Here is a 13,421-nt window from a genome sequence, read left to right on the forward strand (position 1 = left end):
TGGCTTGGTTTGTTGTTGGTTTTAATTCGTGTGAATTAAAGTTTATTAATTAACCTACTGTTTAATTTTCAAAGTTCTTAGAATTTTATGGTGGACCATCAGGGACTCGAACCCCGGACCTACCGGTTATGAGCCGGGCGCTCTAACCAACTGAGCTAATGGTCCACTAAAAATATGGTGCCGAAGACCGGAATCGAACCGGTACGGGAGTATAAGTCCCGCAGGATTTTAAGTCCTGTGCGTCTGCCAGTTCCGCCACTTCGGCATGCACCACCTAGCTACGTCCTACTCTCCCAGGCAGTTGCCCACCAAGTACCATCGGCGCTAAAGAGCTTAACTTCTGTGTTCGGAATGGGAACAGGTGTATCCTCTTCGCTATAATAACTAGATATTTTATTTTGTTTTTTCGCACTGCTTAATCAGTACAGGTATAATAATACCACCTATATATTTTATTGTCAACAGATTTTTTTATTTTTTTTATTTTTTTGTTAAATATCCTTATTTTTCGCTTATTTACTATGTTTAAACTCCATTTTTTCTTATCAAAATATAACTTTTTATAGTAACTTTTAAAAAAAATAAAAAAAATATAGGATAAATATCTTAAAATAAAATATTTATCCTATATTATAAAAACAAAATAAAATTATAAAAATCTTTATAATTTTATTTTTCGTATTCTTTTCGTAATTTCTGCACTACTTTTCTTTCAATTCTAGAAATAGTCATTTGCGATATTTCTAGTTCTTTTGCTAGAGTAGACTGAGTTTTTTCTTTGAAAAATCTTCCCTCGAATATATTTCTTTCTAATTCATTCAATTTATTCACAAATTTTTCTATAAAATCTTTATATTCTATATTAGAAAAACTATCTTCTTGTCCACCTATCTTGTCAATTAAAGTTACTTCCGTATCTTCAGAATCACCATTTATAGGAGAATCTAATGAAACAGGCTGATATCCATATGATGCTTCTAAAGCTTCTAATACTTCTTCTTCTCTGCATCCTATATATTCTGCAATTTCTTTTACTTTAGGTTTTTTCTTATTTTGTTGTTCTAATAAAAGTTTTGCTTCGTTTACTTTTTTATTTAATTCTTGAACTCTTCTTGGAACTCTCATAGTCCAGACTTTATCCCTAAAGTATTTTTTTATTTCTCCTATAATAGTTGGCGTTGCAAAACTTGAAAACTCATAACCTTTTGACATATCGTAACGTTCTATAGCATATATAAGAGCTAATGAACCTACTTGGTATAAGTCTTCAAATTCAACCCCTTTATTTATATATTTTTTAGCTAATATATTAACTAAATAAAGATTTCTCTCGATTAATATATCTCTAACTTCTTTATTACTTTTATCTTGACTGTAAATATTAAATAATTCTTTATTATCCATATCTAGATAGTTGGTAACAGATGACATATCTTTCATTAATTATCAACTCCTAAATATTTTGTCATTTTTATAACTGTTCCATAATTTATATTAGATTTGATCTCTACTTCATCCATTAAACTTTGTATTATAAATAACCCAAGTCCGCTTTCTTTAGGTTCTTCTAAATTAGGCACATCTATCGAATCAACATCATATCCTTTGCCACTATCTATTATTGTAATAGTTAATCCATTTTCAAATATTGTATATTCTACAGAAAATTTATTGTCTAAACTATGTTTTATAGCATTTGTACAAGCTTCTGATACAGCTACTTTTATATCTTCGATATCTTCTAAACAAAATCCTATTTTATTAGCTATCCCTGATGTAGTTAATCTTATAACGCTTACATATTGTGGGTTAGAAGCAATTTCCATTTTTATAGTTTCAAAATTCAATTCTATCCCTCCATTTTAAATATTTTATCAAGTCCTGTTATAGAAAAAATCTTTTTAACATTATCTCTTGGTGATTTTATATATATTTCTTTATTTTCAACTTTTATTCTTTTTAGTATTCCTATAATAACACCTAATCCAGTTGAATCAATATAATCTAGATTTTCTAAATTAAGTCTTATGTTTTTTATACCTTTATCAATTAATTTATGTAAATACTCTTTAAATTCGTCTGCTGTAGATACATCTAATTCTCCTGCTACTAATACTTCCCAGAAATCAGCATCTGTATCATTTTTTAATTTTATATCTATAGACATTTACAAACCTCCTGCACTATTCCAATTATTTTTTAAATATTCTTAAAACCTTGAAGAAACCAGTTACTTTTTCAACCACATCTAATATACTTCTTACATCATTTGTTATATCGGCTGCATTATCTATTATTTGATTTAAGTTTTTTTCATTGTAATCAATTATTTTATTAACTCTATCAATTGTTTTTGTAGCTGTATTTAGTGTTTTAGCTATGTATATAGCTATTATTAATATCGCAACACCAAATAAAACTGCCCCAATTTGCCAACCAATTGCATTCATTATTTATTCTCTCCTTCTTCATCAAAACGTCTGCTGACTACTATGTCTTCTTCTTTGATTTCCATTTTTTCTTCAGATAAGTCATCTTTTATTTTAGACACTTTTTGTTTTACATCTGCAAATGTTTCATGTAGAACATCTTTGGGATTTTCTTTTATTGTGTCTATCTTTTCTTTGGCATCTCTTCTTAATTCTTTGCCTTTCTTAGGTGCTAAAAATAATCCAATAAAAAATCCTATTATTACTCCTAATGTTAAAGTTCTTCCTCTTTTTTTACTCATATCATCTAGCTCCTTTCACCTTTAAATATATTTATATTATATATTACATTGTGGATTGATTATATATTATTTATTCAAAATACCAAAAAAGTTTATTAAAAAATGCTTTTAAAGTTATTTCTTGGACATTTCTTAAATCTCTTATTATAATATGCAAAATTGCAATTTTTAACTATCCACAAATAATATATTTTGTCCACAATATTAATCAATGTATGTAATATAGAAAAAGAATAGGTGTTACCCTATTCTTCCTCATCTGTATTTATTTTAGCTATTGAAACTACGTTAACTTCATCATCTGTTTTCATAAGTTTAACACCACTAGTAACTCTTCCGAATACAGATATATCATCAACTCTTAATCTAATAAGAACTCCATCAGAATTTATAAGCATCAATTCGTCTTCGTTGTTTACCATTGTTGCTCCAACTATTTCACCTGTCTTTTCAGACATGTTGTAAGTTTTAATTCCTTTACCTGCTCTTATTTGGCTTCTATATTCATCTATGTCTGTTCTTTTTCCATAACCATTTTGGCTTACAACTAATAAGTCTTCACCTTCATCAGATAAACTCATAGATACTACTCTGTCGTCTTCAGATAAAGTTATACCTTTAACACCCATAGCAGTTCTACCCATTGGTCTTATGTCTTTTTCATCAAATCTAATTGACATACCTTTTGATGTTACAAGTAATACATCTTTTTCTCCGTTAGTAGTTTTTACATCTATTAATTCATCGTCATCTCTTAATCCAATAGCAATTAAGCCTGATTTGTTGATATTTTTGAATTCAGATCTCTTAGTTTTCTTAACTATACCTTTTTTAGTAGCTAATAATAAGTAAGAATCATCATTTGTTGTTGTATCAACTTCAATTAATGTTGCTATTTTTTCATTTGGTCCTAATTGAAGTAAGTTTACTATTGCAGTTCCTTTTGCTTGTCTCTTCCCTTCTGGAACTTCAAATGCATCTAATCTAAATACTCTACCTCTATTAGTAAAGAATAATAATCTATTGTGAGTTCTTGTAGTTATAAGGTGTTTTACGAAGTCTTCTTCTCTAACAGTAAGAGCAGATATTCCTCTTCCACCTCTTCTTTGACTCTTATAAGTATCTAAAGGTAATCTCTTGATATATCCGAAATGAGTTAATGTTATAGTTATTTCCTCATCATCTATTAAATCTTTTATATCTATTTCACCTTCAGCATGTCTTATTTCTGTTCTTCTAGCATCTGAATGTTTCTTTTTAATTTCTAAGATTTCGTCTTTTATAACACCTAGTAATAATTGCTCATCTGCAAGTATTGATTCTAAGTATTCTATCTTTTTCATTAATTCGTTGTATTCAGCTTCTACTTTTTCTCTTTCTAGCCCTGTTAACTTTTGAAGTCTCATATCTAAGATAGCTTGAGCTTGTATATCACTTAATTTGAATCTTTCCATTAATCCACTCTTAGCCATTTGTGTATTTGCAGAAGATCTGATTAAGCTTATAACTTCATCTATGTAATCTAAGGCTATTTTTAAACCTTCTAATATATGTGCTCTTGCTTGAGCTTTGTTTAATTCGAATTTAGTTCTTCTTGTTACTACATCTTTTTGATGTTCAACATAGTAGTATAATATTTGTTTTAAGTTTAATATTCTTGGAACACCGTTTACTAGAGAAAGCATTATTATACTGAATGTATCTTCAAGTTGAGAATGTTTGTATAAGTTGTTTAATACTATGTTAGCATTTACATCTCTCTTTAACTCTATAACGATTCTCATACCATTTCTGTTACTTTCGTCTCTTAAGTCTGATATTCCTTCGATTTTTTTATCTTTAACTAATTCAGCTATTCTTTCAACTAATTTAGCTTTATTAACTTGGTAAGGAATTTCTGTTACAACTATTTGTTGTTTTCCTTTAGGAAGCTCTTCTATTTCTGCTCTAGATCTAACTTTAACTTTACCTCTACCAGTTTTATAAGCTTCAGCTATACTATCTTTACCCATTATTATTGCACCAGTTGGGAAATCTGGACCTTGTATATATTCCATTAATTCATCAACTGAACAATCTGGGTTATCAATAAGATGTACTGTAGCATCTATTGTTTCACCTAAGTTGTGTGGTGGTATAGATGTTGCCATACCTACAGCTATACCATTTGATCCGTTTACAAGTAAGTTAGGGAATCTAGCTGGTAATACAGTAGGTTCTTTTAAAGATTCGTCAAAGTTTGGTCCGAAATCTACAGTTTCTTTGTCTATATCTCTTAATAATTCTAATGATAACTTACTCATTTTTGCTTCTGTATAACGCATTGCGGCTGGTGAGTCACCATCTACAGAACCGAAGTTACCATGTCCATCAACTAAAAGTCCTCTAGTTGAGAAATCTTGTGCCATTCTAACCATTGCTAGGTATACTGCACTATCGCCATGTGGATGGTACTTCCCTAAAACGTCCCCAACTATACGGGCAGATTTTCTATATGGTTTATCTGGAGTTAAGTTTAACTCATTCATAGAGTAAAGTATTCTTCTATGAACTGGTTTTAAACCATCTCTTACGTCTGGAAGTGCTCTACCAGCGATAACACTCATGGCATAGTCTATATATGAATCCTTCATTTCTTTCGAAATTTCGGCAGGAATTATTCTATTATTTTCTTCCATGTTTATTCTCCTTCCTCATTAAATATCTAAGTTCTTAACGAATTCAGCATTTTCTTCTATAAATTCTTTTCTTGGTCCAACTTTATCTCCCATTAACATAGAGAATATTCTATCTGCTTCTGTAGCATCATCTATTGTTACTTGAAGTAAAGTTCTTGTTTCTGGGTTCATTGTTGTTTCCCATAATTGTTCTGGGTTCATTTCCCCAAGACCTTTATATCTTTGAAGCTCAATTCCACTCTTACCTATTTCTTCTAATAAAGTTTCTAATTCTTTATCTGAATAAACATAGTATTCTTTCTTTTGTTTTTTAACTTTGTATAGAGGTGGTTGTGCTATATAAACATAACCATTATCTATAAGTGGTCTCATATATCTAAAGAAGAATGTTAATAATAATGTTCTGATGTGTGCACCATCGACATCGGCATCGGTCATTATTACTATTTTGTGATATCTAGCTTTTTCTAAATCAAAATCATTTCCAACACCACAACCGTAAGCAGTTATCATGTTTTTGATTTCTTCTGATGATAATATTCTATCTAATCTAGATTTTTCAACGTTAAGTATTTTACCTCTAAGTGGTAATATAGCTTGTGTATATCTATCTCTACCTTGTTTTGCTGAACCACCGGCAGAATCCCCTTCGACTAAGAATATTTCACTTTTTGCAGGGTCTTTTTCTGCACAGTCTGCTAATTTACCTGGTAAAGAAGTACTTTCAAGTACAGTTTTTCTTCTTGTTAATTCTCTAGCTCTCTTTGCAGCTTCTCTAGCTCTTTGAGCTCTTAATGCTTTATCCACAATTACTCTTGCTGTTTGTGGATTTTCTTCTAAGAATGCACCAAGTTCTTCAACAGTTACTGCATCAACTATACCTCTCATTCTAGTGTTACCTAATTTAGTTTTAGTTTGTCCTTCGAATTGAGGGTCTGGTAATTTAACAGATACAACTGCTGTAAGACCTTCTCTTATGTCTTCACCTGATAAGTTTGCATCGCTTTCTTTTAATAATTTATTTCTTTTAGCATACTCGTTTACTGTCTTTGTTAACGCAGATTTAAACCCAGCTAAATGGGCTCCACCTTCATGAGTATCTATATTGTTCGCAAATGATAATATATTTTCAGAATATCCATCTGTGTATTGGATAGCAATTTCAACCATACAGTCTTGTATTTTTTTATCTATGTAAACTACGTTTTCATGTATAGGAGTTTTAGTGCTATTTAGGTATTCTACGAACTCTCTTATACCACCATTGTATAAGAATTCTTTTTTCTGTTCTTGTCCAGGTCTCTTATCTTCAAATACTATTCTTACACCTTTGTTTAAGAATGCTAACTCTCTTAATCTACTTTCTAGTGTTTTGTAGTCAAATACTATATCATCGAATATTGTAGCATCAGGCATAAATTGAATTATTGTTCCTGTATGATCAGATTCACCTACTATCTCTAATTCTGAATCTGTTATACCTTTTTTATAACTTTGTCTGTATATCTTTCCATTTCTGTAAACTTCAGCAACTAACCATTCTGAAAGTCCATTAACAACAGATATACCAACACCGTGAAGACCACCAGATACCTTGTAACCTCCACCACCGAATTTACCACCGGCATGTAGTATTGTTAATACTGTTTCAAGTGTAGATTTACCTGTTTTAGGATGTGTTTCTACAGGTATACCCCTACCATCATCCTTAGTTGTTACACTACCATCTTCGTTAATGCAGACATATATTCTATCACAGTATCCTTGTAATGCCTCATCGATACTGTTATCCACAATCTCATATACTAAGTGGTGTAAACCTCTTGGTCCTGTAGATCCAATGTACATACCTGGTCTTAATCTAACTGCTTCTAAACCTTCTAGTACCTGAATCTGATTTGCACCATATTCTTGTTTCATCTAATTACCTCCATCCTCAATATTTGTAACTTTTCCTTTATCTATATAAAAAATTGCTGTATCACTCTCATCAAAAATTCTCTTATGTGCTAGTTCCGCACTAGTTATAAACATTTGGACTTCGCCTAAATTTTTGACTAATAATTTTTGTCTAGTTTCGTCTAATTCGCTAAAAACATCGTCTAAAATTAGAACTGGATTTTCGTTCACTTCTTGTCTTATTAGTTCTATCTCAGATAATTTTAACGAAATAGATGCTGTTCTCTGTTGACCTTGAGAACCGTATAATTTAACATCTAAATCATTTATAAAAATGTTTAGGTCATCTTTATGAATTCCGTACTTAGTCATTCTAGTTTCTATATCGTGTTGTCTATTTGATTCTAATTTTTTCAATAGCTTATTTTTTGCATCTATAACGGTATCCTCATCAGATAAATTTATCTGATTTTTATAGGTTATCAACAATTCCTCATTGTTACCTGTTAATTTCTTGTGCATTTCATTAGATATTTTAGCTATTTTTTTTATAAAATCTCTTCTCAAAATGTAAATATAGGCACCATAATTAGCCAGGTTCTCATCATACACAGACAATAGATTAGCATCTACCATCTTACTTTTTAAAGTTTTATTTCTCTGAATCAATATTTTATTATAATTAACTAGATAATTATAATATTTAGGCATGATTTGGCTAATTTCTTTGTCAATAAATGATCTTCTCTCTCTAGGACCGTCCTTAACTAACTTAAGGTCCTCTGGAGAAAAAATTACGACATTTAAGTTACCCAGCAATTCTTGAATTTTTTGAATATGAATCTTATTAACTTTTATTCCCTTTTTATTCTTTCCAATTGCAACTTCAATTAAACCTTTTGAAGAGTTTTTTAAATAATTTCCACCGATATATAGGTTTTCACTTCCGAATTTTATGACTTCCTTGTCTTTATTGGTTCTAAATGATTTTCCAAATGATAGCATGTATATAGCTTCTACAATGTTAGTTTTTCCTTGTCCATTTTTTCCAACGAGTAAATTTATGTTTTTCTCAAAATTTAAATGTAAATTATCATAATTTCTAAAATTTATTAGTTGTAAGCTATTTAATCGCATAAGAATACTCTCCTTAGAGTACTAACTTACTTTGTTAGTGTTATTTGATTTCCTTCTACTTCAACAACATCTCCAGGTACTAATTTTTTACCTCTTCTTGTTTCAACTTCACCATTTACTTTTACAACGCCCTCTTGAATAAGGTATTTTGCATGTCCACCTGTTGATGCAATATCAGCAAGTTTTAGAAATTGATCTAATTTTATATATTCTGATTCTATTTTCAATTCAAGCATAACTTACCCTCCTACAATTTTTAATCTAATAACTTATTATATCATAACTAAAAAAAACTCGTACTATTTATTTTTAGACGAGTTTTTTTTATGTATTCCTTTTCTGTAATATATTAACATTTATTAACAGTTGTGGATTATTTAGTGGATTAATTATTAGAAGATATTCTTACTGGTAAAAGTAAGTATGTATATTTTGTTCCATCAGCTGGCTTAATTATACAAGGATTCACATTTGTTGTGAATTCTATAAATATTTCTTCACAATCTATATTTTTAAGTCCCTCTAATAAATATCTTGAGTTAAATGCTATATCTAAATAATCACCTTCTAGTGATAATGCCACTTCTTCATAAACATTACCTTTTTCGTTGTTTGAAGTTATAGCCATCACAGAATCTCTTATAGATAATTTTATAAGATTATTAAGTTCAGATTGAGAAAGTAAAGATGCCCTTTCTATACTGTTTAATAAATCTCTTGTTTTTAATTTTATTTTTGAATTATACTCCCTTGGGCATAACTTGTTATAGTCTATGAATTCTCCATCTAGAAGTCTTGTTACTATTTTAGTTTCATCCAATATGAAAATAGCATTTTTTTCATTGAATCCAACTTTAACATCTTCTTCTGAAGATAATAAACTATTCACATCAATTAGTGTTTTCCCTGGGATAATTATCTTAGCTTTTATATCTTCATGGCTTAAGTTATCCACTTGACAACTTCTAACCGCAAATCTATAACCATCTATTGCAACTAAGTTTATATTTCCATTTTCTATTTCTAAAAGCTCTCCCATAAGTATTGGCTTAGTTTGATCTTGTGATGTTGCAAATACTGTTTGTTTTATCATACTTTTTAGTACGTCTTGAGGTATGCTATATAACTTATCCTCATTAACATCTGGAATTTGTGGATATTCTTTTGCTGAATCCCCTTTTATTTTGAATTTTGAGTTTAAACAATTTATATAAACATTGTTATCTTCATCTGTTTCTATTTCTACAAATGAATCTGGTAATTTTCTTATTATATCCCCAAATAGTTTTGAATTTATTACTATACTTCCTTCTTCAATTACTTCTGCTGAAACATGAGTTTCTATTCCTATTTCTAAATCATATCCCTTTAAGACTATTTCATCTTGTTTCGTAACTATTAAAACACCTTTTAGTAAGTCTAAAGTTGTTTTTGAATTAATAGCCTTTTGCACAATTCCAATTTTATTAGCTAATAGTTTTTGATTACAAATTATCTTCAATGTGGATAACCTCCTTGTTGCTTTTTTAATAAAATAATTAATAATAATGATAGTAGTATTAGTAGTAGGTGTTGTTGATAATGTGTATAAGTACTTGTAGAATACTGATATCAATGATTGCAGCATGTGTACAAAATGTGTATAACTATGCAAAAACCTATTGATAACTTTGTGGAAAGATTATGGATAACTTTTTGCCAAAAATTATATACACATCTATTCACAGGTTTATCCACAAGTATTCACAGGTAAACTGTGTATAACTTTACCCTTTTAATTCTGCTATTATTTTACTTATTTTCTCTTTTAATTCACTATTTTTTTCAAGCTCAAGATCTTTTGAAATTTTGTCATGAGCGTGTATAACTGTAGTATGGTCTCTTCCTCCAAATTCGTTTCCTATCTTAGGTAACGATAAGTCTGTAAGCTCCCTACTTAAATACATTGCTATTTGGCGTGGATAAGCTATTGTTCTTGTTCTTTTCTTAGAATTAAAGTCATCCATTTTGATTCCAAATGCAGTAGAAACTTTTTCTTTTATTCTATTTACAGATATCTCTTGGCTTTCTGATGTTGTTACAATGTCTTTTAAAGCTTCAACAGCTAAGTCGTAAGATATATCTTTGTTGATAAGTGATGAATAAGCTACAACTCTTGTTAGAGCGCCTTCTAACTCTCTTATATTTGATTTTATATATGTAGCTATATAATTCATTACTTCATTAGGAATATCTATATTTTCTATTTGAGCTTTTGTTTTTAATATAGCTATTCTTGTTTCAAAATCAGGTGGTTGAATATCTGCGATTAATCCCATTTCGAAACGAGATCTTAACCTGTCTTCTAATGTAGGTATCTCTTTTGGAGGTCTATCACTAGAAATAATTATTTGTTTATTTGCTTCATGTAAAGCATTGAATGTGTGGAAGAACTCTTCTTGAGTACCTTCTTTACCTGCTATAAATTGAATATCGTCTATAAGCAGTATATCAACATTTCTATATTTATCCCTAAATTCCTCGTTTTTATCGCTTTTTATTGAATTTATAAGTTCATTTGTAAATTTTTCAGATGATACATAAACAACTTTTGCATCATTTTGCTCTTTCATAATAGAGTGTCCGATCGCATGCATTAAGTGAGTTTTTCCAAGTCCAACACCACCATATAAGAATAGTGGATTATATGCTCTTGCTGGTGATTCAGCAACTGCAACACAGGCAGCATGAGCAAATCTATTACTATTTCCTATTACGAATGTATCAAATGTGTATTTAGGATTTAGTCTAGGGTAATTTCTAATAATATTATTGTTACTATTGTTGTTAATAATATTATTATTATTTGAAGTTTTTAAAGGATTTTGTTCAACTTCGTTACTATCAGAAATAATTTTAATTTCAAATTTGTTTGAAGTAAGTTGGCTTAAGCAACTTTCTATCAAATTTAAATATCTAGTTCTTAATATATCTTCTGCAAATTCAGTAGGTGCAAGTAATGTCAACTCATTCGAATTTGTTTCAATAGGTACAGTGTTTTTAAAAAATGTTTCAAAGCTAGCAGATGCAACTTCACCTTTTATAAGTTGCAATGTTTTTTTCCATAATGAAACGATGTCCATATTTAAACCTCCAACAAATTATTAGTTTTTCCACAGAAATATCCACAAAAAGCTTAAAAAATGACAAAGTTAGAATTCTAATATAGTTACTAACAACAATCGGTGGATAACTTGTGGATAATGTGTGCGTACGTATTTAATATATATAATTATTAACAAGCTGTGGATAAAGTTATTAAGATTATTAAGTATTGTAATTTCAATGAATAGTAATAATATTGTCAATAAAAGTGCTAGTTATACACAAGAATATCCACATGTTGTGAATTGCTTAATAACTTTATCCACAATATTAACATGCACCTTAATAATATCAAAAAATTTTCCAAATTACAATATGACTAAATTAAATTATCCACAAATAAACAGGGATGTGGATAATTTAATTAACATAGTGTGAATCAAATGTGCATATAAAAAAATATATTATTTGCAGGCTAAAAGCAAGAGCCAATTTTACAAATTAAATAAAAAAATAAAAAGGCAAAATTTGATGGATTAAGAGTATAAATTTGTGGAAAATGTGAATTAGTTTATTTTTAGTTAATATAAAGGAGGTATTTTAGAGAAAATATAAAAAAGGTATAAAAAATTTTTAAATGTTTATATTGTAATAATGAAGAAATATAAAAAGAAGTCACATTTTCAACAGATAAATGTGGATAGTTGTGGATAAAATAGAATATGTAGATGAACTTAAAATCAAATTGTAGTAGGTTAAGACCAAGGGCTAAAAAAATGAATAAATTATTTTGAAATTAATCTGTTAAGATATGCACATATATGTTGATAATAATGTGAATATATTTTTGCATTATGTGTAATTTTTATAAAAAATTTAACCGTTTTAATATGTTTAATAAGCTCAAAAACTCGTTGACAACCTAATTAAAAGCATTTATAATAATATGTGTTATGTTTACTTTGAAAGTAAAATTATTATTTTTATAAATGGAAAAAAATTTGAAAGGCGGTGCAAAGAATGAAAAGAACTTATCAGCCAAAAAAAAGACAAAGAAAAAAAGAACACGGATTTAGAAAAAGAATGAAAACTTCTAACGGAAGAAACGTGTTAAAAAGAAGAAGATCTAAAGGAAGAAATAGATTAACTCATTAATTTAAAAAGGCCGCTTAAGAAAGTGGCCTTTTTGCGTAATTTTTTTAAATTTAAAAATGAAGAAAACAATGAAGCTGTGTTTATGGAGGATTAACTAAGATGTATTTTAATGAAACTGAACGTTTGAGAAAAGACTCTGATTTTAGACGAGTTTATAAACACGGTAAATCTTTTGCAAATAGATACTTAGTAATGTATATAATGCGAAACAATTTAGAATATAATCGAGTGGGCATATCAGTTTCTAAAAAGGTAGGAAAAGCGATTGTTCGCAACAAGGTTAAAAGAAAAATAAGAGAATCATTTAGATTAGATGTTGATGGCAAAATAAAATCTGGATACGATATAGTTTTTATTGCTAGAGTTGCAATAAACGACGTGCAATACAACGAAGTTAATAAATCTATGAAGCATCTCGTAAATAAGTTTAAATTATTTAATAGATAATTGTTTCTAAATTATGGAGGTTCAAATTTGTTGAATAAAATAGTTTATAAATTGAAGGAAATAAACGTTTATTTATCGAAAGTATGTATTTACTTAATAAGATTTTATCAAAAATATATATCTCCATTGAAAGGACCTACTTGTAGATTTTATCCAACATGCTCTCAATATGCAATAGAAGCATTTAAAAAATATGGAGTGATAAAGGGCATGTTTCTCACAATAAAGAGAATACTAAAATGCCACCCATTCCATCCAGGGGGCTATGATCCTCTAAAATAATATTTCGG

14 protein-coding genes, 2 tRNA genes and 1 rRNA gene are annotated in these 13,421 nt (G+C 29.0%); 3 read left to right on the top strand and 14 right to left on the bottom strand.

All coding sequences use genetic code 11. The annotated features are described in order from the left end of the window. Positions 1-88: 88 nt before the first annotated feature. The 14 genes from ABCM86_RS11840 to dnaA form a co-directional block, all read right to left on the bottom strand. Positions 89-165 (bottom strand) — tRNA-Ile (locus tag ABCM86_RS11840). 10 nt (positions 166-175) lie between these two features. Then, positions 176-265 (bottom strand) — tRNA-Leu (locus ABCM86_RS11845). 7 nt (positions 266-272) lie between these two features. After that, positions 273-389, bottom strand: a 5S ribosomal RNA gene (gene rrf / locus ABCM86_RS11850). A 280-nt stretch (positions 390-669) separates the two neighbouring features. Continuing rightward, a complete protein-coding gene (locus ABCM86_RS11855; protein ID WP_195930050.1) occupies positions 670-1,440 on the bottom strand; it encodes a SigB/SigF/SigG family RNA polymerase sigma factor in 771 nt (256 codons plus the stop codon). Beyond that, positions 1,440-1,847 carry an ATP-binding protein gene (locus ABCM86_RS11860; RefSeq protein ID WP_330593193.1) on the bottom strand — a complete coding sequence of 136 codons (408 nt, stop codon included), beginning with the start codon at positions 1,845-1,847 and terminating at the stop codon, positions 1,440-1,442. Before ABCM86_RS11860 ends, ABCM86_RS11855 begins: the two co-directional genes overlap by 1 nt. 2 nt (positions 1,848-1,849) lie before the next feature. After that, on the bottom strand, positions 1,850-2,167 hold the full coding sequence (locus ABCM86_RS11865; RefSeq protein WP_195930051.1) for an STAS domain-containing protein: 318 nt from the start codon (positions 2,165-2,167) through the stop codon (positions 1,850-1,852). Positions 2,168-2,192: 25 nt separating this feature from the next. Continuing rightward, positions 2,193-2,450 (bottom strand): DUF948 domain-containing protein, encoded by a 258-nt coding sequence (locus tag ABCM86_RS11870; protein ID WP_195930052.1) that lies wholly within the window; start codon positions 2,448-2,450, stop codon positions 2,193-2,195. Next, positions 2,450-2,731 (bottom strand): YtxH domain-containing protein, encoded by a 282-nt coding sequence (locus ABCM86_RS11875; protein WP_195930053.1) that lies wholly within the window; start codon positions 2,729-2,731, stop codon positions 2,450-2,452. Before ABCM86_RS11875 ends, ABCM86_RS11870 begins: the two co-directional genes overlap by 1 nt. 245 nt (positions 2,732-2,976) lie before the next feature. After that, positions 2,977-5,409 (bottom strand): DNA gyrase subunit A, encoded by a 2,433-nt coding sequence (gene gyrA / locus ABCM86_RS11880; protein WP_195930054.1) that lies wholly within the window; start codon positions 5,407-5,409, stop codon positions 2,977-2,979. 18 nt (positions 5,410-5,427) lie between these two features. Next, a complete protein-coding gene (gene gyrB / locus ABCM86_RS11885; protein ID WP_195930055.1) occupies positions 5,428-7,329 on the bottom strand; it encodes a DNA topoisomerase (ATP-hydrolyzing) subunit B in 1,902 nt (633 codons plus the stop codon). After that, entirely contained in the window at positions 7,330-8,445 is a 1,116-nt protein-coding gene (gene recF, locus ABCM86_RS11890; RefSeq protein ID WP_195930056.1) for a DNA replication/repair protein RecF, read from the bottom strand. Between the two features lie 26 nt (positions 8,446-8,471). Then, positions 8,472-8,681, bottom strand: a complete 210-nt coding sequence (gene yaaA / locus ABCM86_RS11895) for a S4 domain-containing protein YaaA (protein ID WP_195930057.1) — start codon at positions 8,679-8,681, stop codon at positions 8,472-8,474. 149 nt (positions 8,682-8,830) lie between these two features. Then, positions 8,831-9,946: a DNA polymerase III subunit beta gene (gene dnaN / locus ABCM86_RS11900; protein WP_195930058.1), complete on the bottom strand. Its 1,116-nt coding sequence runs from the start codon at positions 9,944-9,946 to the stop codon at positions 8,831-8,833. 265 nt (positions 9,947-10,211) lie between these two features. Beyond that, positions 10,212-11,567 (bottom strand): chromosomal replication initiator protein DnaA, encoded by a 1,356-nt coding sequence (gene dnaA / locus ABCM86_RS11905; protein WP_195930059.1) that lies wholly within the window; start codon positions 11,565-11,567, stop codon positions 10,212-10,214. A 982-nt stretch (positions 11,568-12,549) separates the two neighbouring features. On the opposite strand from dnaA, the gene rpmH reads away from it, so the two are divergent. The 3 genes from rpmH to yidD all read left to right on the top strand — a co-directional run bounded on the left by rpmH (position 12,550) and on the right by yidD (position 13,413). Then, positions 12,550-12,684 carry a 50S ribosomal protein L34 gene (gene rpmH, locus ABCM86_RS11910; RefSeq protein ID WP_039679955.1) on the top strand — a complete coding sequence of 45 codons (135 nt, stop codon included), beginning with the start codon at positions 12,550-12,552 and terminating at the stop codon, positions 12,682-12,684. Between the two features lie 99 nt (positions 12,685-12,783). Then, the gene (gene rnpA, locus ABCM86_RS11915) at positions 12,784-13,131 is read left to right on the top strand and encodes a ribonuclease P protein component (protein ID WP_195930060.1); all 348 of its coding nucleotides are present in this window, start codon (positions 12,784-12,786) and stop codon (positions 13,129-13,131) included. Positions 13,132-13,191: 60 nt separating this feature from the next. After that, positions 13,192-13,413: a membrane protein insertion efficiency factor YidD gene (gene yidD / locus ABCM86_RS11920; RefSeq protein WP_330593195.1), complete on the top strand. Its 222-nt coding sequence runs from the start codon at positions 13,192-13,194 to the stop codon at positions 13,411-13,413. Positions 13,414-13,421 lie beyond the last annotated feature (8 nt).

The organism is Clostridium sp. 2218st1_F5_2218SCRN_220325 (assembly GCF_039062665.1).
GTDB lineage: Bacteria > Bacillota > Clostridia > Peptostreptococcales > Peptostreptococcaceae > Intestinibacter.